Consider the following 18,142-nt stretch of genomic DNA (forward strand, 5'->3'; position numbering starts at 1 on the left):
TCCCTTTTCCTTCTACAGCCTTGGCGCGGGGACTTGTTCGAGCAGTGAGGCCAGCACTTGGTCGGCGGATAAGCCTTCAATATCCAGTTCTGGCGACAGCCGCACGCGGTGGCGCAGTACGGCGGGAGCGCAGGCTTTGATGTCGTCCGGCAAGACAAAGTCGCCGCCGCGCAAAAGGGCGCGGGCGCGGCCACAGCAGACCAGCGCAATCGAGGCGCGAGGCCCTGCGCCGAGCAAAAGCCCCGGCCAACTGCGCGTGGCGCGGGCAATGCGCACGGCGTAGTCCATCACTTGCTCATCCAGCGGCATCTGGCTTGCGATTTGTTGCAGGGTGATCAGGTCGCTCGCTTGCAAAATGGCTGTCTGTTCGGTGACTTCAAGCATGTCGGCTTTGGCCGAACGGGTCACTTGCTGCACCATTTGCAATTCGCCCGCCGCATCGGGGTAGTCCATTTGCAGTTTGAGCATAAAGCGGTCGAGTTCGGCCTCGGGCAGTGGGTAGGTGCCTTCTTGTTCGATCGGGTTTTGCGTGGCCAATACCATAAAGGGTTGTGGCACGGGCAAGGCGCGGCCTTCAAGGGTGACTTGGTGCTCTTGCATGACTTCGAGCAGTGCGGCTTGAGTTTTTGCCGGCGCGCGGTTGATTTCATCGGCGAGCAGCAGGTTGGTAAATACCGGCCCTTTGCGCAGTTTGAACTCGCCGCTTTGGTTGTCGTAGACGGCGTGGCCGGTGACGTCGCTGGGCATCAGGTCGGGGGTGAACTGTATCCGCGCAAACGCGCCGCCAATCGCCCGCGCCAGGGCGCGAACCAGCAAGGTTTTGCCGAGGCCGGGTACGCCTTCGAGCAACACATGACCCGCGGCCAGTAGCGCTGTTAATACATCGTTAATAACCGCGCTTTGGCCGATCAGGCTTTGCTCAAGGTTTTGTTTGAGTGCACTCACCACTAATGCGGCGCGCTGGCGGGCGGCGCCGGGTTCGTCAAAGGATTTCTTCAAATCGATAGCGGGTGGATTAAGGTCGGACGTGGTGTTCATAGGGCATTCCTGAGCGTTTGCAGGTCTTTGACCTGATGACTGAAATCAGCGGCGCTTGGGCGTTCGGCCGGTGGCTGCATCGCCGCGCGCACCTCGGCGAGGGATGTTCTGGCAAGCTGCGCCAACACTTTTTGACGTGCGAGGTTAGTAAGTGCAGCAAAGCCGGGCTGGCGTTCGGCGGCGCGTTTTTCGATGTCTTGTTGCAGCATCTGGATCAGGTGGGCGTGGCCTTGCTGTCTGTGCAAAAAATCGGCGCTGGCACGCAGATGTTCTTCCAGTTGCCGTCTGGCGCGTGAAGCCGCTGGCAGCAGTGGACCTTGCCTTTGCGCGTTATGCCAGAGGATCAGTAGCAGCAGCAGCGCCAAGGCCGCGAGCGCTTCGGGGAAGTATTGCAGCAGGGCATCAATAAGGTTCGGCTGGTTCTGTTTGGCTTTGAACTGATCGAGCAGGGTGACTTCTTTATGGTCTTGGGTCAGATACCAGAGCAGCCAGGCGTTGTCGTATTGACCGATATTGTTGTTGTTCCAGATCCACGGATCGGAAAGTACGGTAATCAGCCCGTCGCCGTAGTGCAGTTGCAGCATGTGGGTAATGCCACCGCCACTGTTTGCCCAAGCATGGGCGCGGTCTTGCGCATCAAACAGGTGGTAGCGGGTATCAAAGCTGATGTAGGCCGGCGAGGTTTCGTTTTCCAGATAGAGCTTGGTCAGTTTGGGATAGCGCTCGGCTTTTTTATTGGCCGGTTTTTCCTCGGCCAAGTCTTTGGACAGATACTGCTCGATACCTAGACTATCGAGCAGCAGGTCGCCGCTTTGCCCTTTTTTTTCGTCCCAGATGCGCTCTGCCACCACCACCAGATGCCCGCCAAAGCCTGTCCATTGCAAAAGTTGCTCGGTTTGCTGCCGGGTCATGGACGAGCGCCCTTCGGCAAGCAGCAGCAGGGTTTTCCCAGCAGATGGAGTGCGCAAGGCGCTTTTGAGGCTCCTGCTGCGGCGAATGCTTATGCCTTGTTTTTTCAAAAAGTGTTCAACCGCCAAGTAGGGATTGAACAGTGCTTGTGGCGAGGGGTAGGTGATTTCCTTCTTATGACGGGTAACTCGGCTGCCCGCCCAGAACGCACAGGAGACTATAAACAGCAGCAAAGCGGCGAGCAGGGCAAGCAGGATTTTTTTGCGTAAACTCATGCCGCTTGCCCTTCAAACAAAGCTTGCCAGCTTTGGCAGAGCGGCTCTTTAAGTGAAGCGCCGGGAAGCTCGTGACCGTAGGCGGTGCGCTGCCAGCAGTCGGTCAACTGTGTGCAAAAATCGGTCAGTTCGCTTTGTTGCAGCGAGCGGGCCAGGGCTAAAACCTCGCCTTCGGTATGGGCGCTGGTTAGCGGCAGATTAAATTGGTGCAGCAGTCGGCTGAGCAGGCCACGGTAGAACAATCCCAACGCCTCGCGCGGTTTGTGATCCCACAGACCGCGCACGGCAGCGAGCAGGTCTTCGGGCAGGCTTTCGGGCGTGACTTCAAGGCCAAACAATACCGCCGGCGGCGCGACTTTGGCCTTTTTGCGCAAATGGCGAGGCTGAAAAAAGGTGGCCAGCCAGTGTCGCCAGCGCCACGCAAGTAAGGCAAACAGGCTGATCACCACAGACCACAGCACAATTTGTATCCACTGCGCTAAATCATGAAGAAAAAACAGCCAGCTAAACCAAGCCTTAATCACAGAAATCAGGGACGCTTTATTATCCCATTGCCATTCGGTTTGGGTTTTGCGGTTGGTAAAAGGCGGCGCATCAAGCAGCGTTTTAATCTCATCCTGCGCCGCTTTGCTGGTGAGCGACTGCTGCAACAGGCGTTCTTTATCCGGGCCTAATTCCTCCCCCTGTGCCAGGGCGGGCGAGGGCAGGGCGAGGGACGCGGCCAGCAGTACGGGTACAAGCAGCAATAAGGGATTGACCGTTTTGCGCTGGCGCAGGGCGCGAAATTTAAGCTCGATGTCCCAACCTTCCAGATGGGTACGGCGGTTCAGATACAGGGTAAAGCCGCAAGCGGCGTAAATCGGCTGCCAAAATACCAGCACCAGCGCATAGGCCAAGTTGGACAGGTGATAGTGCAGGCGGCTCTCTTCATCGGAAAGAATCCAGTTGTTGATGTTCAGTAAATCGTCAAGCGTCCATAGTTGCTGCGGCAGCAGCAGAAAAGCCAGCAGACAGAGACCCAGCCAAAGCAGCAGCTCAATATGCACGCCGATCAGGGTAAGGCCGCTGGCGGTGGCGCTGTCTTTTTGCCCAAGGATGCGCAGCCGCTCGCGCCGCGCCTTGCCTTGTAAGCCTTCAAGCTGGACAACCGGTTGGGCGAAACTGCGCCACAGGCTAAGCCTGCGCCACAGCAAACTGGCAAAAAATTGCTGTCCCAATAGCTTGGGCAGCGCCCGTAGCGCTTCTTTCAAGCGCGGTGTTTGACCGAACAACGCGCGCGAGAGGATATACAAAGGCAGCCTTTCATACAGCGGCTTAAGCCACCAAAACAACAGATACGCATAGGCTGGGTGCTGCCAAAGGCACAGGCTGATCAATGCAAAGACTGGCAGCGTAACCAGCGCTTGGCTGATCAGCAGCAGGGCGCTGTGCTTGCGTGCGAGCAGCAGACCAAGGTCAACCGCCTCCCAGGCACTGCGCTGGCGCAGTACCACGCTCGCATCAGTCAAATGCATCGGCAGTCTCCATACCACGTCCGGCCAAACACAGGTAAGCCAGCATCAAAAGCCAGAGAAAAATGCCAAAGAGGTACTTGACCCAGAGCCAAGGCAAGATGGTCGGCGACCAGTACGCCTCGATAAAGGCGGCGAGCAGTAAAAATAGTGTTGCGCCGCCAATCAAGCCGACAGCCGAGCGCCCGGCCAAGCGCAGCGCTTCGCCGCGCAGCAAGCGCCCGGGGGCGAGCAGCGCCATGCCAAGGCGCAGCCCCGCCGCGCCGCTGATGGCTATGGCAGTTAGTTCAAAGGACGAATGCGCAGCAACAAAGCTCCAAAACGGCGCGCCAGAGCCGATTTGCGTTAAATAACCGGCAATCGCGCCGATATAAATGCCGTTAAACAGCAGATAAAACAGGCTGCCAATACAAAACAACACACCGCTGGCAAAGGTCTGAAAGGCAATGCCGATATTGTTTTCAATGTAATGGGCAAACATCCCCCAGTTGGTCGCTGCCTCACGTGTGCCGACTTTGCCAAAGCGCGGGTCGGCGGGGTTGTACATCTGCTCGAATTGGGCAATCTGCTCGGGGCTTGCCAGCAGCTCCAGCAAGCTTGGGAACAGATAAGTCAAAATCCCCATGCCCAGCATGCTGCCAAAGAGCAGCAGGCAGGCGGCGAGGACAAAGCGCCACTCTTGCCGCACGCGCTGAGGAAAGCCAACCAGCACAAAGCGCAAAAGCTGCACGCCCAAGGTGCTTTTATGCCGGTAAAGCTGCTGATGACCGCGCAGCGCGAGTTGCTGCAACTGGTCGATCAGATGGCGGCTGTAGCCGCGCTCGGTAGAAAGCGCAAGCTGCTGGCAAAGCGCCCGATAAGCGCTGATAAAGCCCTCGTCCGCTTTTACCGCTTGTTTTTTATCTTTTTGGGATTTCTTAGCGCCTTCCAATACTTCAAGCTGCTCGGCAAATTGTTGCCAGCGCGACTGGTAGCGACTTTCAAACTGGCTTTGCTTCATGCGCTCTCCAACAGGCCGCGGGCGAGGCGGTGAAGCTGCTGCTCGGCCTGCGCTTCATCCACGCTCAGCACGGGCGCGACAATGGCCGCCAGTTCCGCGCGGCGGGCGCTGGAAAGCTGCTTGTGGCGTTCGGCAAAATCCAGCACCGCGCGTTGTTCATCCGCTGAGAGCACAAAGGGCAGGCGCAGCGGCGTCGCTTTTGGCAGTTCGGGGCGGTTTTTGGCTAGCGCGGGCTTATAGACCACCAAAGTACCTGCCGCCAAATCCCCCAGGCGCTTGAACTGCTTTTGCAGCAGACAAGCCACCAAGCCGAGGCCGTAGCCAACCGGCAGCATATCCGCCGCACGCAGCAGATTGCGGGTGATGGAAGACGGCCAGCCAATCGGCGTGCCATCGTCATGCACCACGCAAAGCCCCATCAGCTTTTTGCCCGGCGTTTGCCCCTGGCAGAGCACCTCAAACAAAATCGGGTAGCCCCAACTGATCACAAACGCCAAGATAGTGATCAGCCCCTTGCCCAGCCCGCCAAAAAAAAACAGCACAACCGCCAGCAGTGCCAGCAGCAAGCCGCGCAGCAGCAGGTCGAACAACAAGGCCAGCGCCCGCGGCAAGGGACCTGCCGGACGCAGCAGCAGGTCAATGCCTTCAGGGGTTTCCAGATGGAAGACGCTATCGAGCCTGGCTGCGCTGGGCAAAGGTAAGCTCACCGGACTGATTTAGTGGGTAGGCGGCAGCACGCCAAAAATGGTGCGGTAGACAATGCCAAGCGCAATAAGCGCCAGCGGGATAGTCCAAATCAAGCCAATAAATAGCGTAAAGACACTGAGCAGCATAAAAAGGTAGATCAGTATCAGCACAGCAAAGACTTTACCCCAGCGTTGGCTAACGGCTTTGCGCGAGGTTTCCAGCGCCTGCCAAGGGGATAAATCGCGCTCGGCCATCAAAGGCAAGGTGAATATATAAGCAACACTTAAATAGGTGGCGTAAATAACGGCAATGGCAATAGCGAGAAAAAGCACGCCGATGGGCAGACCGAGTACGGCAGCCAATCCCACCAATAACGCGGCAGGAACAAAAATAACGAGATTCATCAATAAGTAGCCTAACAGCAACGGTACGGCTTTATTAACGAAGTCAAAAATCATGTTAAAGCGGATGGGATAATTAGCGGAGCGGTGCATACCGATTAAAAATAGACCGGCAATCACTGGGGCTATCAATGCGCCGGTGATAATTTCTAGTGTCAATTCAGTAGCAATACCCAATCCAGGGGAAGCGATTCCAATAAGAGAACTGATCAATCCTGCTATAAAAGAAGCGACCCACATCAACACAAAGGTAAGCAAAGCCGCACCGATAATGGTGCCTTTGCTGCCACTGACTTTGCTCCATGCCTCGCTTAGTACTTCACCTATGGCAAAGTCATAACCGCGCGACAGCGCTTCGCTAATGGAAGGCACCTTGCCTTGGCTGTTATCCAGTTCAAGGTCACTTTGTGGTGCACTGTAAGGGTTGTTATTGGTGGAGTTTGTCGTCATGGCAGACTTTCCTTGGGTCATTATTGGAGGCAGCAGCTTAAGTGTTTGCACGGCGGCGAGGCAAGCACCCCACAAGTGGGAGAGAGCCGCGTGCTAAGCTGGATTTCTTTTTCACTTAAGGCAAACAGGCGATGAAAGCACGGGTTCAATGGGTGGGCGAGGCGATGTTTTTGGGCGAATCCGGCAGCGGCCATGCCGTGTTGATGGATGGCCCGCCGGAGTTGGGCGGGCGTAATCTGGGCGTGCGGCCAATGGAGATGCTACTGCTGGGCTTGGGTGGCTGCGCGAGCTTTGATGTGGTTTCCATCCTGAAAAAATCCCGCCAGCAGGTCATCAGTTGCGAGGCGCAGTTAGAGGCCGAGCGCGCAGAGGTTGTGCCTAAAGTCTTTAGCCAAATCCGCCTGCATTTTGTGGTCAAAGGGCGTGGCCTTGCGCCCGCACAAGTGGCGCGGGCGGTGCAGCTTTCGGCAGAAAAATACTGCTCGGCGGGTGTGATGCTCGAACGCGCCGGGGTGCTGCTCAGCCACAGTCACGAGGTGATTGAGGCGGAGTAAGTCCTCGCAATCCTCATATCCGATAAGTGCTCTTGGTCATCACTTTGGCGATACAGCGCATGCCGAATTTAACCGGTGCGGGAAAGTCAAAGCCACCTGCGGCCAGCGCGGATTCGGCGTGGCGCTGTTCGTCCTCGCGCATGGCTTGCAAAATGGCGCGGGATTTTTGCTCGTCATCCGGCAGTTGCTGCAAATGGTCATCCAGATGACGGCAGACTTGCTCTTCGGTAGCGGCGACAAAGCCCAAACTGATGCGGTCGCTGATGCGTCCAGCCAGTGCGCCAATAGTGAGTGACAGTCCGTAAAACAGCGGGTTCAGCACGCTGGGGCGGCTGCCTAACTCGGTTAAGCGCTGCTCGCACCAAGCCAGATGGTCTACCTCTTCCTGCGCCGCTTGCTCCATCTGATCGCGTACTTCGGGCAGTTTGGCGGTCAAGGCTTGGCCTTGGTAGAGCGCCTGTGCGCAGACTTCGCCGCAGTGGTTGATACGCATCAGTCCGGCCAAATGGCGACTCTGGCTTTCGCTTAAGCTCGTTTCGGCAAGTGCGTTTGCTGGGGATGGGCGCGCTGGCTGGCTGCTGCCCGGCACTAAAGTGCGCAAAGCGGCATCGGCTTGCAGCAGCAGGCGGTCGAGGGGGCTGTAGTGGCGGTTAAGCATCATGGCGACTTTCCTTTAATCATTAGCGAAACAGTAAGCTCAACAAGCCAAACACAATCGGCAGCAACCATAACGCCGCCAGAAACTGTACGGCCAAACTGTTGGGCGGGGGTGGCGGGCCGTAGATATTGCGCTTTGAGCTGCCGGGGGCAAGCATCAGTACAAAGGGCAAGATACTGCCCGCTATCGGCACAAAATGCAGCAATACCCACCAGGCGGAAAACCCCAGGTCGTGCAGACGCTGGATGGCAAAGCGAAAGTCGCAAACGATTAGCATTATGCCGCCCGCCACAAACAGTAGCATGGCAAGAGCACTTAAGCTGGAACTTATCCAGGACAGCAGCGATGTCACCACAAACAGCGGGATGCCAATCACCAGTGTCGATGCCATTAACCAGGCCAAATAACGTAGTCTGCCAATACGGCCTTCTGCGGAGTAGGGGTTAAGCGCTTCGGCAAAACGCTCGTCGTTTTCGTCGAAAACGGCGGCCTTGGGTGCGAGGTAAGGGTTTAATGGGGTGCCTTGCGCCGCTTCGGCGGCTTGCTGCTCGGCTTCTTGCGCCAAGCGTTCGGCTTCGGCGGCTTTGGCTTGTTCCAGCGCTTCGTCATGGACTAGCGCAAGTTCGGCGGCTTCCTTGTGGCAGACGGCACCGGCGTTTTGCAGCGCGGCCAGGTAACGTTCGGCCTCGGCTTCGGGCAGGTCGCGCTTGAGGGTTATCTCGCCGCGATACATCAGCTGCTGCGCTTCTTCCAAGGAAATTTTGAACAACTGGGCGAGATTGGCTTTTAGCGTTTCATCCGAGACCGTGGGTAGCGGCTCGCCGCTAAAGATGATTTTGTAACGGGGCTGGCACATAAAAACTTCTTCTCTCTCCCATAAATAGCAGAGGGGAAAGCCCGCCCCTCGCCCGCGGGCAGGTGGTATGGCAGGGATGTTTAGTGGCTACGCACCGACAAGCACCCGCCTGCGCGCTCTTCCCTTACACCGGCGGCCACTGCCGGGCCGTATGCACCAAGGCCAGCACCCACACCCTGTCTCCGTCGATCTCGTACACCAGCCGATAGCTTTTGTGCGGTATCAACTCGCGGGTGCCGGCGATCTTGCCCGCCTTGCCCATCTGCGGATGAGCGCCCAGCCGGGCGGCCGCATCGCGGAAAAGCTCATCCATACGAACGGCTGCGCCGGGGTTGTCGGCCGCGATGTAGTCCCAAATGTCGGCGCGGTCTTGTTCCGCTTCTGGCGTCCAGACAACTATCACGTCTGGCCCGCCGCTACCTGGTTGCGCCTGGCAGCGAAGGTGGCTTCAACTTCATCATTCGACCGGCCACGGCCGACACGCATGGAGGCGCGTCCGGCTTCGACCTTGCGCAGCAGGTATTCGTCGTACTCGCGAGCCTGGCGGCGCTGCTCGATGTAGCTGCGCATCAACTCGCGCATGACCTGGGATGCCGGACGATTTTCGGCGATCACTTCGGCCATAAAGTCGGCACGCAACTCAGGTTCCAGCTTCATCGTGAAAACGGCTTCTTTTGCCATGGTGCGCTCCTTTGTGAAAACGCTTTTTGCAAAGGTACTGACGAAGTATATACCTTGTTAGTATCGTGCGCGCTGAAGGGATGTTTAGTGGCTACGCACCTGTCGTACAGCCGCTTGGTATTCGCTATCCAGTCGCGCGATCAGTGCTTCTACCGAAGGAATATCACTGATGCTGCCTGCACCGTGACCGGCAGACCAAATGTTCTTCCAGCTTTTGGCTTCCTCGCTGCTGAACTCCTGTGCGGGTTTGTGTACTTCGCCTTTTTTCAGCCGTTCGGTATCGTAACCGGCTTTTTCCAGGCTCTTTTGCATAAAGTTGGCAGGAATGCCGGAAACGGCAGGAGTATAGACAATGTCACCGGCGCGGGCTTGCAGCAGCATTTGTTTGTAGGCCTCATCGGCATCGCTTTGCTGCGTGGCGATAAAGCGCGTGCCCATATAGGCAAGGTCTGCGCCAAGCACTTGCGCGGCGAGAATTTCGCGCCCGTGCCCGAGGCTTCCGGAAAGCAGCAGGGTTTTGTCGAAAAACTCGCGGATTTCGCGGATTAAGGCAAACGGGCTGAGCGTTCCGGCGTGTCCACCGGCGCCGGCGGCTACGGCTATCAGGCCGTCAACACCGGCTTCGGCGGCTTTTTCGGCGTGACGGCGGGTGGTTACATCGTGAAACACCAAGCCGCCGTAGCTATGCACGGTATCGACCACTTCTTTGACCGCGCCCAAGCTGGTAATAACGATGGGTACGCGCTTTTTTTCGCAGATGGCAAGGTCGCTCGAAACGCGCGGGTTGCCTTTAAACACAATCAGGTTGACCGCAAAAGGCGCGTCATCTTCGGTCAGTGATGCTTTGATTTCATCTACCCAATCGCTAAAACCGCTGCTGGTGCGCTGGTTTAGTGCGGGAAAACTGCCGACCACACCGTTTTTGCAGCAAGAAAGCACCAATTGAGGCGCAGAAATCAAAAACATGGGAGCTGCGACCAGCGGCAGGCGCAGGCGATGGTTAAGCAAGGCGGGTAAAGACATGGAGCATTCCTTAAAGTGGCGGTGTAAAAAGGATAAACCATAGCGCAGTGGCTAGAGCTGCGGCAAATAATCGGCAGGAGTCATCTCACCTTGACTGTTAAAGTGCAGATTAGAGCCAAACAGCCAACCGGTTTTTATTTTGCCTTGCAAACGATAATGCAGCGGGTTTTGTGGGTTTTTTAGCGCGGCGGTCAAGGGTTTTATATGCTGCCAGATATTGGTATGCAGCGGTACTTCAATAAGACGTGAATTGTGCGCGGCAATACTAAACCTTTTATCCAGTTGGCCGTTGCCTATTTCCAGATTGTTTAACCAAAGCTGATAACTGAAACGGTGCAGGGCAAGTGTAAGGTCATTGGGATTATCCACTTGCAGATGCAAAATAAATTTTTGTTCGAGCAGTTTGATTTCTTCGACTTCAATATTAACCAGCCGAATCTGCGGCGTTTTAAGATCTTCCGTCGTGTGGCAGCCACTTATCATCAACAACAGAAATAAGCTAACGGTGGTAAAAAAACGTTGATTTAATCCAAACATGGCAAACTCCCATCGGTTGTTGCTGGCTTAAAAACTACCTTTTTTTGGGGCGGGTCGATTATAGCGGCAATGATTTATCAGAGTTGCGCGTAAGACCTCGCTCTTCAGAGGCTGTCGCGAAATGCTCCGCTACCTGATTTTTGCTACGGATTTGTTTAGTTTATATCAATAAAATCACGTGGTTAAAATTTAAATTCAGAATAAAATGAGTTCTCTGTCCCTTTTGCGACAGCCTCTTCAGGGCGAGGATGGATAGCGCGGACGGCGTAGCCGTCCTTGCTGCGTAGCTCATCGGTGTTGTTTTTCATAGATCGACCTATACTGCCAAGCATGCAACGTCTGCAAGCCTACCAATACGAACTGATACCGGATGGGCAGCAAAAGCGCGATATGAACCGCTTTGCCGGTTCGTGCCGGTTTGTCTATAACAAAGCGCTGGCTTTGCAAAAGGAGCGCTACGAGGCCGATAAGCAAACGCGGTTCAGCTATACGATGCTGGCAAATCGGCTACCTGCGTGGAAGCGCGAGCTTGCCTGGTTGAAGTGCTCGCCTGCGCAGACTTTGCAGCAATCGCTCAAAGACCTGGAACGGGCGTATGCCAACTTCTTTGCCAAACGGGCGGAATTTCCCCGCTTCAAAAGGAAAGGCGTGCGCGACAGCTTCCGCTATCCGCAGCCGCAGCAAATCAAGCTCGATGAAGCGAATAGCCGGATATTTCTACCCAAACTGGGCTGGCTGCGCTATCGCAATAGCCGCAACATTCAAGGTGTGCTGCGCAATGTCACGGTATCGCGGCGGGCGGGCAAGTGGTTTGTGTCGATACAGACCCAGCGGGAAGTGGAACAACCCTTGCGCGAAACCACCAGCGCTATTGGCATTGATCTTGGCATTGCCCGTTTTGCTACGCTCTCGGACGGTCGTTACCTCGCACCGCTCAACAGCTTCAAGCGGCATGAAACGGCGCTACGCAAAGCGCAGCAGTCATTGAGCCGAAAGGAGAAATTCAGTAATAATTGGTGGAAGGCCGCACGCAAAGTTCAGCGTTTGAACGCACGCATCCGTAACACCCGTCACGACTACCTGCACAAAGCCACAAGCACGATCAGCAAAAACCACGCGGTCGTGTGTATTGAGGATTTGCAGGTACGCAATATGTCGAAATCAGCGGCGGGGACAAGCGAAGCGCTTGGGCGTAATGTCCGTGCCAAGTCTGGCCTGAACAAAGCCATACTCGACCAAGGCTGGTTCGAGTTTCGGCGGCAGTTGCAATACAAGCTGGACTGGAACGGCGGCATACTGGTAGCGGTGCCACCGCAAAACACCAGCCGGACCTGTCCCGTATGCGGGCATGTATCGAAAGACAACCGCCAATGCCAAGCGCATTTCGCGTGTATCGAATGCGGCTACGAAAACAACGCCGACATGGTCGGTGCGATCAATATATTAAGGGCAGGACATGCCCGGTTCGCCTGTGAAGTGAATCCTGAAGTAGGGGATCAGCAGCAGGAACCCGCCGAGGTGATTCAGCAAAGCGACAACGCTTCGCTGGACGCGGTAGGAATCCCTTTGCTTTAGCAAGGGAGGATGTCAATGCTGGCTCCAATCTTGCGCTCGTTGAATAAAGTGCTGCAATGCGCCGGTGATGATTTTTTGTCGGTGTATCACTAAAAAACATTGCCTGCGCAGCGGCGGTAATGGGGTATTGAGTTTCACGAGCTGTCCTTGCTGCAACGCGTTTTGCACCACCCAATGGGATAGGCAGGCCAGTCCCAGTCCTTGCGCGGCGGCATTCAAGAGCGCCTCAGAACTGCCCAGCTCGATACAGTGCCGGTACTGCCCAAGGTGCGCCAGCAACAGTTGGTCGGTCATCTCGCGCGTGCCGGAACCTGGCTCGCGCAGCAGCCAGACGGCCTCGCGCAGGGTATCGATATTCAGTGGCGTATTGAGCTTGATAAAGTTCGGCGCGGCGACCAGCACGAGTTCATCGGCGAGCCAAGGCGTGGCTTGTAACTCGCTGTAGTGCGAGGGCCCCTCAATCAGCCCGATATCCAGTTCAAAAGCCGCCAGCGCCGCGCAGATGCTTTCACTGTTGCCGATTTGCACGCGCAGCAGCGGTTTGCCGCTGTGCGGCTGTGCGGGCAGCAGGCTGCGCAAAAAGCGCGGCAGGATATGGTTGCCGATGGTGCTGCTCGCACCGATACGCAGTGAACGGGTATCGCTGTCGTTTGCCATCTGCTCGATGCTGGCCGCGCCGTCGAGCAGCGCTTCGGCGCGCGCCAGCAAGGCGAGGCCGTTGTCGTTAAGCAGCAGGCGCTTGCCCACGCGGTCAAACAACAAAAGCCCCAGCAGGCGCTCCAACTCGCTCAGCGCGGCGCTGGTCGCCGATTGCGAAAGTGCCGTTGCTTGCGCCGCACCCGAGGTGCTGCCTTGCCGGGCGACGGCGACAAAGCTCTGTAGCTGACGTAGTGTCAAGCGTAATCGGGACATTGCCTTACCTGTTTTACCTATTGGTTTTACAAAAATAATCCGTTGGACAGATAACAAGGCTCCCTTTTAGCATATTTCTGTTCTTAATATGAACAGGATGCGCGGGACATGCGTCGTTTATCCGTTTCGTTTCATTGGTGGGCTGGATTGGTTTTTTGCGGCTGTTTGGCCGGGATCGCGGCGCTGATTGGGCAAATCCCGTGGTTTGCCGCACACGGCTTGGCGGCATTGACACTGGCGATCTTGTTCGGTCTGCTGGCGGGCAATCTGCTGCCGGGTGCTTGGCATGCGCCGCTTGGGGCCGGTATTCAATTTGCCCGCCATTGGCTGTTACGGGCGGGCGTGGTGCTGTACGGCGTGCGGCTTTCGCTGCAGGATATCGGCCAAGTCGGCTTGAGTGGGTTGCTGCTGGATGTGCTGATGCTGCTTTCGACCTTTTTACTCGCCTGTTGGCTGGGGATTCGCTGGCTCAAACTCGATGCTGAAAGCAGCCTGCTGATTGGCATCGGCAGTGCCATTTGCGGCGCGGCGGCGATTATGGCGGCGCAGCCTGTGATTCGCGCGCGCAGCGAGCAAGTCACCGTGGCAATCGCGACTGTGGTGCTGTTCGGCACGCTTTCGACCTTGCTTTATCCCTTGCTCTATAAGCTTTATGGGGACTTTTTTGCTAGCACGGCGGGATTTGGTCTTTATATTGGCGCGACCGTGCATGAAGTGGCGCAAGTGTTGGCGACGGCACAGAGTATCGGGCGCGAAACGGCAGACGTGGCGCTGATTGGCAAAATGCTGCGGGTGATGCTGCTCGCACCTTTTCTGCTGGCGCTGTCGTTTTACTTCTCGCGCGGCGGTTCAGACGAGAAGCGACCCATCAAACTGCCCGGTTTTGCCTTGGCTTTTATCGCCGTGGTGCTGGTTAATTCAGTCATTACCCTGCCGACTGCCGTACTGCATGCAGTTAACACGCTTGATACCCTATTGCTTGGCATGGCAATGGCGGCGCTGGGCTTTGCCAGCCCATTGCGCCTGTTGTGGCGCTCTGGCAGCAAGCCGTTTTGCTTGGCGCTACTGCTATTGATCTGGCTGATGGGCGGCGGGATGCTGCTGTACGGCATTCTTGGCCTGCTGTAAGCAGACATCCCGCGGGAGAGGGGCGGGTGGTTTTATTGCAGCCAGTTGTTCACTTGGTCTGCGTGCTGGTTTACCCAGTCTTTGGCGGCTTGTTCCGGTTTTGCGCCTTCGGTGATGGAAAGCATGACCGCACCCACATCCGCTGCGCCCCAAGAGAGTTTTTTCAGGAAGGCGTGGGCATCGGGGGCTTTTTCGGCGAGGCTGGGATGGACGAAGGTGTCGATATGTTCGGCCTGCCCGTAAACGCCTTTGGGGTCGTCCAAAAAGCGCAATGACCAGCGGGCAAACATCCAGTGTGGAATCCAGCCGGTGACGACCACCGGTTTTTTCGCGCGGATGGCGCGGTCCAGCGCGGTTGCCATGCCGCTGCCAGAGGAGGGCATGAGTTTTAGCTTAAGGTCGTATTCTTTAATGGCATCTTCGGTGCGGCGCATAATGCCCGCGCCTGCGTCGATACCGGTAATCACGCCGTTAAAGTCTTTGGCATGGGCATTGAGGTCTTCGATGCTGTTAACGCCCTCCACATAGTCGGGGATGACCAGGCCGATTTTGGCATCGACATAATTGCTGGCTAAAATCTCGACCTTATCGCCCAATTTGGCCGAATACTCGCCGTGGGTCACGGGCATCCAGGCGGACAGCGATATATCCAGATCACCACGCGCAACGCCTTGCCACATCAGCGCCGGTTCCACCGGTTTCATCTCGACCGGAAACCCAAGCTTTTCACGCAGGATTTCCGCCGCGACAAAGGACACCGCCACGCTGTCATCCCAGTTATTGATATAGCCGATTTTGAGTGTGGGCTTGTCCGCCGCCTGTACGCTTGCACCCATGCTTAAGGCGAGTGCCGCAGCGGTTAGGGTTTTGATCAAAGGTTGTTTCATGATGGATGCTCCTTGTTAAAGCCCAAGATGTTGTTTTACGGCCGCAAGGCCGTCGCTGCCGTCAAAGGCGGTCACGCCATCAAGCCAGCGCTCAAGCCAGTCGGGATGGCTGCGCAGCCAGTTGGCTGCGGTGGTGTTCGGGTTTTCTTTTTCGAGGATTTTTTCCATCAGCTCGCTTTCTACGCCGACGGTAAATTGCAGGTTGTTTAAAAATTTGCCGATATTCGGGCAGCGGCTTTCGTAGTCCGGCGGGATGACCGTCCAGATTTTGGCCGCGCCAAAATCCGCGCCAAACAGGGTTTCATCACCGCCATCCAGATAACGGATGTCGAACTGGGTATTCATGGGGTGCGGTTCCCAGCCCAAAAAGACGATAGGCTCTTGTTTTTTGACCGCGCGCTGTACCTGCACCAGCATTCCCGCCTCGCTGGATTCGACCAGGCTAAAACCCTTGGTATCAAACAGGTTGCGTTTGATCATGTCTTCCACCGCGCGGTTGCCGTCGTTGCCGGGTTCAATGGCGTAAATCTTGCTGTTAAGCGCGTCTTTAAAACGCGCGAGGTCCTGGAAGGATTTAAGCCCGGCATCGTAGGTATAAGCGGGGACGGCGAGGGTGTATTTGGCACCTTCCAGATTGGCTTTTTCCAGCACCTTGACGGTGCCGCGCTGTAAAAACGGCTCAATCATCTCGTCCATCGTCGGCATCCAATAGCCTAAAAAGACATCAATGCTTTTATTGCCCACACCGGCAAAGGCAATGGGTACCGAGGCGAGGGTTTTGCTGGGTTTATAGCCCAAGCCTTCAGTAATCACGGCGGCAATGCCCGTGGTGGCGGCAATATCCGCCCAGCCCACTTCGGCAAAGCGGATGCTTTGGCAGGAGGCCGGTTCCGCCGCGGTGGCCGTGCCGGTGAATAACAACGCCAGTAGCGCGCTGTGTTTGATTATTGTTTTCATAGGGGTTTTCCTTTTTTATGAGTGCGAGCTTTGCGCAGGGGATGGCGCGCTTTGCATGCGGCTAAACAGCCGGCTGAAGAAGCTGGTACCTGGCTGCGGCGTGCCGAAACTTTCGGTGATGCGGTCGAGAATAATGGCGAGCAGCACGACCGCCATGCCGCTTTCAAAGCCAAGCCCCACGTCGAGGCGCTGGATGCTGGCGAGCACTTCGTTACCCAATCCGCCTGCGCCGACCATCGAGGCAATGATGACCATCGACAGCGCCATCATCAGCGTTTGGTTAACGCCTGCCATAATCGACGGCAGCGCGTTGGGAAGCTGTACTTTCATCAGCAGTTGCAGGGCGTTGCAGCCGAAGGATTGTCCGGCTTCGACGATTTCTTTATTGACTTGACGAATGCCCAAACTGGTCAGGCGCACCGCAGGCGGCATGGCGAATACGACGGTTGCGATAATGCCGGGTACGCGGCCAAGGCCAAAGAACATCGCCGCCGGTATCAGGTAGACGAAGGCGGGCATGGTCTGCATAAAGTCCAGCATGGGGCGAATCACAGTGGCCACGCGCTCGCTGCGTCCGGCCCAAATCCCAAGCGGGATACCCAGCAGCAGGCTGATTAAGGTCGAAGAAAAAGTCAGCCCCAAAGTGACCACGGTTTGCGGCCAAAATTCGGTCAGCACGATGGTGCTCAGCGCCGCTGCGGTAAACAGGGCAAAGCCCGCGCCGACTCGCCATAGCGCGAGCAGGGCAAATAGCGTGACCATCAGCCAGGCGGGCGGCCACATCAAGAGCTGTTCGACGGTGCCGGAAAAGCCGTTAATCAAGCCGCCGAACCAATCAAAGGCCGCGCCGTGGTTTTCTTGCAGATATTCGACAAAATGGTTGACCCACTGGCCTATATCCCATTTTTTCATGCGGCTTCTCCACGCAATTGGCTTAACAGATGACGCTTGCTGATAGCGCCGCAGTAGCGCCCTTGTTCATCGATCACCGGCAAAGGCCCTTCGCTTTGCACCAGCTTGGCAATCACTTGGTCGAGTGGCAGGTTCTGCTTGATCGGCGTGCACGGGCTTTGCCAGTTGGCATTCGGCGCATCCGCAGCGAGGGCGATGGTTTCGAGGCTAACGGCGGCTTTGAGCTGTTTTTCTGCATCCAGCACAAAGCCGTAGTGTTTGCCCTGCGCTTGCAGAGCGCCGCGCACGGTGGGCGCATCCAGGCTAACGCCGCTCTCGATAAAAAGCGGCACGTTGTCTTCACAAAGCTGCCTTGCGGTGAGGTAGCGACTGGTGTCGATGGTGCTGAAAAACGCGCGCACATAGTCATTGGCCGGATTTTGGATCAGTTCCTGTGGCGTGCCGATTTGCACCAACACGCCGCCTTCCATAATGCCGATACGGCTGCCGATGCGCATGGCTTCTTCAATATCGTGCGAGACAAAAATAATGGTGCGCTGCTGTTTGCGCTGTAAATCCAGCAAAACATCCTGCATTTCACGGCGCTTGAGCGGGTCGAGCGCAGAAAACGCCTCGTCCATGATGATCATTGACGGATTAACCGCCAGCGCCCGCGCCAGTCCCACGCGCTGCTGCATACCGCCGGAAAGCTCATGCGGGTATTTATCGGCAAAGGTATCAAGGCCCACTTGCGCAAGCACTTCCATCGCCCGCGCTTCGCGCTCGCGGCGAGGCATGCCGGCGACCTCAAGGCCAAAGGCGGCGTTATCCAGCACGCGGCGCGTCGGCATCAGGGCGAAGGATTGAAAGACCATGCTCATATCGCGGCGGCGCAAATCCACCAGAGCTTTTTGCGAGAGTTTGGCGACGTTTTGCCCGTCGATAAACACATCCCCGGCGGAAGGCTCAATCAGCCGGTTAATCAGGCGGATGAGCGTGGACTTGCCGGAGCCGGACAGCCCCATCAGCACGAAAATCTCGCCTTCTTCGACGCTGAATGAGGCATCACTGACGCCAATGACCGCGCCACGTTCGGCGAGGATTTTCTCCTTGCTCCAGCCTTGCCGGAGCAAGTCAATGGCCTCTTTCGGTTCGGAGCCAAAGACCTTGTACAGGTTTTGCACCACGATTTTTCCAGAGTGCATGCGTGTG

The 18,142-nt window shown here is 56.5% G+C and carries 20 protein-coding genes; 3 read left to right on the forward strand and 17 right to left on the reverse strand.

Features of this window, described 5'->3' with window-relative positions; all coding sequences use genetic code 11:
* Positions 1-12: 12 nt before the first annotated feature.
* From AXE65_RS10580 to AXE65_RS10605, 6 genes are read right to left on the reverse strand one after another with little or no spacing between them, the layout of a single operon-like run.
* A complete protein-coding gene (locus AXE65_RS10580; protein ID WP_079214140.1) occupies positions 13-1,038 on the reverse strand; it encodes an AAA family ATPase in 1,026 nt (341 codons plus the stop codon).
* Entirely contained in the window at positions 1,035-2,222 is a 1,188-nt protein-coding gene (locus AXE65_RS10585) for a DUF4350 domain-containing protein (RefSeq protein ID WP_068391986.1), read from the reverse strand. Before AXE65_RS10585 ends, AXE65_RS10580 begins: the two co-directional genes overlap by 4 nt.
* Positions 2,219-3,736, reverse strand: a complete 1,518-nt coding sequence (locus tag AXE65_RS10590) for a DUF4129 domain-containing protein (RefSeq protein ID WP_068391988.1) — start codon at positions 3,734-3,736, stop codon at positions 2,219-2,221. Before AXE65_RS10590 ends, AXE65_RS10585 begins: the two co-directional genes overlap by 4 nt.
* Positions 3,723-4,733: a stage II sporulation protein M gene (locus AXE65_RS10595; protein ID WP_068391991.1), complete on the reverse strand. Its 1,011-nt coding sequence runs from the start codon at positions 4,731-4,733 to the stop codon at positions 3,723-3,725. Before AXE65_RS10595 ends, AXE65_RS10590 begins: the two co-directional genes overlap by 14 nt.
* Complete coding sequence (locus AXE65_RS10600) at positions 4,730-5,440, reverse strand: RDD family protein (protein ID WP_239685082.1); 711 nt, start codon at positions 5,438-5,440, stop codon at positions 4,730-4,732. Before AXE65_RS10600 ends, AXE65_RS10595 begins: the two co-directional genes overlap by 4 nt.
* Positions 5,441-5,449: 9 nt before the next feature.
* Positions 5,450-6,271, reverse strand: a complete 822-nt coding sequence (locus AXE65_RS10605; protein WP_068391997.1) for a DUF2189 domain-containing protein — start codon at positions 6,269-6,271, stop codon at positions 5,450-5,452.
* Positions 6,272-6,402: 131 nt separating this feature from the next.
* On the opposite strand from AXE65_RS10605, the gene AXE65_RS10610 reads away from it, so the two are divergent.
* Positions 6,403-6,825, forward strand: coding sequence for an OsmC family protein (locus AXE65_RS10610; protein ID WP_068392001.1), 423 nt, complete (start codon positions 6,403-6,405; stop codon positions 6,823-6,825).
* A gap of 13 nt (positions 6,826-6,838) precedes the next feature.
* Here AXE65_RS10610 and coq7 read toward each other — a convergent pair whose 3' ends face one another.
* The 6 genes from coq7 to AXE65_RS10640 form a co-directional block, all read right to left on the reverse strand.
* A complete protein-coding gene (gene coq7 / locus AXE65_RS10615; RefSeq protein ID WP_068392006.1) occupies positions 6,839-7,486 on the reverse strand; it encodes a 2-polyprenyl-3-methyl-6-methoxy-1,4-benzoquinone monooxygenase in 648 nt (215 codons plus the stop codon).
* A gap of 19 nt (positions 7,487-7,505) precedes the next feature.
* Positions 7,506-8,339: a DUF805 domain-containing protein gene (locus AXE65_RS10620; RefSeq protein WP_068392009.1), complete on the reverse strand. Its 834-nt coding sequence runs from the start codon at positions 8,337-8,339 to the stop codon at positions 7,506-7,508.
* A 124-nt stretch (positions 8,340-8,463) separates the two neighbouring features.
* Positions 8,464-8,742, reverse strand: coding sequence for a type II toxin-antitoxin system RelE/ParE family toxin (locus tag AXE65_RS10625; protein WP_068392013.1), 279 nt, complete (start codon positions 8,740-8,742; stop codon positions 8,464-8,466).
* Positions 8,739-9,020: an antitoxin of toxin-antitoxin stability system gene (locus AXE65_RS10630; protein WP_068392016.1), complete on the reverse strand. Its 282-nt coding sequence runs from the start codon at positions 9,018-9,020 to the stop codon at positions 8,739-8,741. The genes AXE65_RS10625 and AXE65_RS10630 overlap by 4 nt, the downstream gene beginning before the upstream one ends.
* 84 nt (positions 9,021-9,104) lie before the next feature.
* Positions 9,105-10,043, reverse strand: a complete 939-nt coding sequence (locus AXE65_RS10635) for an NAD(P)H-dependent flavin oxidoreductase (RefSeq protein WP_068392018.1) — start codon at positions 10,041-10,043, stop codon at positions 9,105-9,107.
* Positions 10,044-10,094: 51 nt separating this feature from the next.
* A complete protein-coding gene (locus tag AXE65_RS10640; protein ID WP_068392021.1) occupies positions 10,095-10,580 on the reverse strand; it encodes an LEA/WHy family protein in 486 nt (161 codons plus the stop codon).
* Positions 10,581-10,910: 330 nt separating this feature from the next.
* On the opposite strand from AXE65_RS10640, the gene AXE65_RS10645 reads away from it, so the two are divergent.
* Positions 10,911-12,155, forward strand: a complete 1,245-nt coding sequence (locus tag AXE65_RS10645; protein WP_153015453.1) for an RNA-guided endonuclease InsQ/TnpB family protein — start codon at positions 10,911-10,913, stop codon at positions 12,153-12,155.
* 12 nt (positions 12,156-12,167) lie between these two features.
* On the opposite strand, the gene AXE65_RS10650 is transcribed toward AXE65_RS10645, so the two are convergent.
* Entirely contained in the window at positions 12,168-13,067 is a 900-nt protein-coding gene (locus AXE65_RS10650; protein WP_068392024.1) for a LysR family transcriptional regulator, read from the reverse strand.
* A 108-nt stretch (positions 13,068-13,175) separates the two neighbouring features.
* On the opposite strand from AXE65_RS10650, the gene AXE65_RS10655 reads away from it, so the two are divergent.
* Positions 13,176-14,195 (forward strand): YeiH family protein, encoded by a 1,020-nt coding sequence (locus tag AXE65_RS10655; protein WP_068392027.1) that lies wholly within the window; start codon positions 13,176-13,178, stop codon positions 14,193-14,195.
* A gap of 32 nt (positions 14,196-14,227) precedes the next feature.
* Here the strand turns inward: AXE65_RS10655 and AXE65_RS10660 are convergent, their stop codons facing one another.
* Genes AXE65_RS10660 through AXE65_RS10675 form a run of 4 tightly spaced genes read right to left on the reverse strand, consistent with a single transcriptional unit; the run spans position 14,228 to position 18,135 of the window.
* Positions 14,228-15,082 (reverse strand): glycine betaine ABC transporter substrate-binding protein, encoded by an 855-nt coding sequence (locus AXE65_RS10660; RefSeq protein ID WP_068392032.1) that lies wholly within the window; start codon positions 15,080-15,082, stop codon positions 14,228-14,230.
* 15 nt (positions 15,083-15,097) lie between these two features.
* Complete coding sequence (gene choX, locus AXE65_RS10665; protein WP_068392034.1) at positions 15,098-16,039, reverse strand: choline ABC transporter substrate-binding protein; 942 nt, start codon at positions 16,037-16,039, stop codon at positions 15,098-15,100.
* A gap of 15 nt (positions 16,040-16,054) precedes the next feature.
* Positions 16,055-16,951 carry an ABC transporter permease gene (locus AXE65_RS10670; RefSeq protein ID WP_068392037.1) on the reverse strand — a complete coding sequence of 299 codons (897 nt, stop codon included), beginning with the start codon at positions 16,949-16,951 and terminating at the stop codon, positions 16,055-16,057.
* Positions 16,948-18,135 (reverse strand): quaternary amine ABC transporter ATP-binding protein, encoded by a 1,188-nt coding sequence (locus AXE65_RS10675; protein ID WP_068392039.1) that lies wholly within the window; start codon positions 18,133-18,135, stop codon positions 16,948-16,950. Before AXE65_RS10675 ends, AXE65_RS10670 begins: the two co-directional genes overlap by 4 nt.
* Positions 18,136-18,142 lie beyond the last annotated feature (7 nt).

The sequence above is a fragment of the Ventosimonas gracilis genome (assembly GCF_001580025.1).
GTDB classification, from domain to species: Bacteria; Pseudomonadota; Gammaproteobacteria; order Pseudomonadales; family Pseudomonadaceae; genus Ventosimonas; species Ventosimonas gracilis.

Excerpts from the sequence above, each read along its gene's own strand:
- AXE65_RS10580 (WP_079214140.1), bottom strand. The coding sequence starts at position 1,038 with ATGAACACCACGTCCGACCTTAATCCACCCGCTATCGATTTGAAGAAA.
- AXE65_RS10585 (WP_068391986.1), bottom strand. The coding sequence starts at position 2,222 with ATGAGTTTACGCAAAAAAATCCTGCTTGCCCTGCTCGCCGCTTTGCTG.
- AXE65_RS10590 (WP_068391988.1), bottom strand. The coding sequence starts at position 3,736 with ATGCATTTGACTGATGCGAGCGTGGTACTGCGCCAGCGCAGTGCCTGG.
- AXE65_RS10595 (WP_068391991.1), bottom strand. The coding sequence starts at position 4,733 with ATGAAGCAAAGCCAGTTTGAAAGTCGCTACCAGTCGCGCTGGCAACAA.
- AXE65_RS10605 (WP_068391997.1), bottom strand. The coding sequence starts at position 6,271 with ATGACGACAAACTCCACCAATAACAACCCTTACAGTGCACCACAAAGT.
- AXE65_RS10610 (WP_068392001.1), top strand. The coding sequence starts at position 6,403 with ATGAAAGCACGGGTTCAATGGGTGGGCGAGGCGATGTTTTTGGGCGAA.
- coq7 (WP_068392006.1), bottom strand. The coding sequence starts at position 7,486 with ATGATGCTTAACCGCCACTACAGCCCCCTCGACCGCCTGCTGCTGCAA.
- AXE65_RS10620 (WP_068392009.1), bottom strand. The coding sequence starts at position 8,339 with ATGTGCCAGCCCCGTTACAAAATCATCTTTAGCGGCGAGCCGCTACCC.
- AXE65_RS10630 (WP_068392016.1), bottom strand. The coding sequence starts at position 9,020 with ATGGCAAAAGAAGCCGTTTTCACGATGAAGCTGGAACCTGAGTTGCGT.
- AXE65_RS10635 (WP_068392018.1), bottom strand. The coding sequence starts at position 10,043 with ATGTCTTTACCCGCCTTGCTTAACCATCGCCTGCGCCTGCCGCTGGTC.
- AXE65_RS10640 (WP_068392021.1), bottom strand. The coding sequence starts at position 10,580 with ATGTTTGGATTAAATCAACGTTTTTTTACCACCGTTAGCTTATTTCTG.
- AXE65_RS10645 (WP_153015453.1), top strand. The coding sequence starts at position 10,911 with ATGCAACGTCTGCAAGCCTACCAATACGAACTGATACCGGATGGGCAG.
- AXE65_RS10650 (WP_068392024.1), bottom strand. The coding sequence starts at position 13,067 with ATGTCCCGATTACGCTTGACACTACGTCAGCTACAGAGCTTTGTCGCC.
- AXE65_RS10655 (WP_068392027.1), top strand. The coding sequence starts at position 13,176 with ATGCGTCGTTTATCCGTTTCGTTTCATTGGTGGGCTGGATTGGTTTTT.
- AXE65_RS10660 (WP_068392032.1), bottom strand. The coding sequence starts at position 15,082 with ATGAAACAACCTTTGATCAAAACCCTAACCGCTGCGGCACTCGCCTTA.
- choX (WP_068392034.1), bottom strand. The coding sequence starts at position 16,039 with ATGAAAACAATAATCAAACACAGCGCGCTACTGGCGTTGTTATTCACC.
- AXE65_RS10670 (WP_068392037.1), bottom strand. The coding sequence starts at position 16,951 with ATGAAAAAATGGGATATAGGCCAGTGGGTCAACCATTTTGTCGAATAT.
- AXE65_RS10675 (WP_068392039.1), bottom strand. The coding sequence starts at position 18,135 with ATGCACTCTGGAAAAATCGTGGTGCAAAACCTGTACAAGGTCTTTGGC.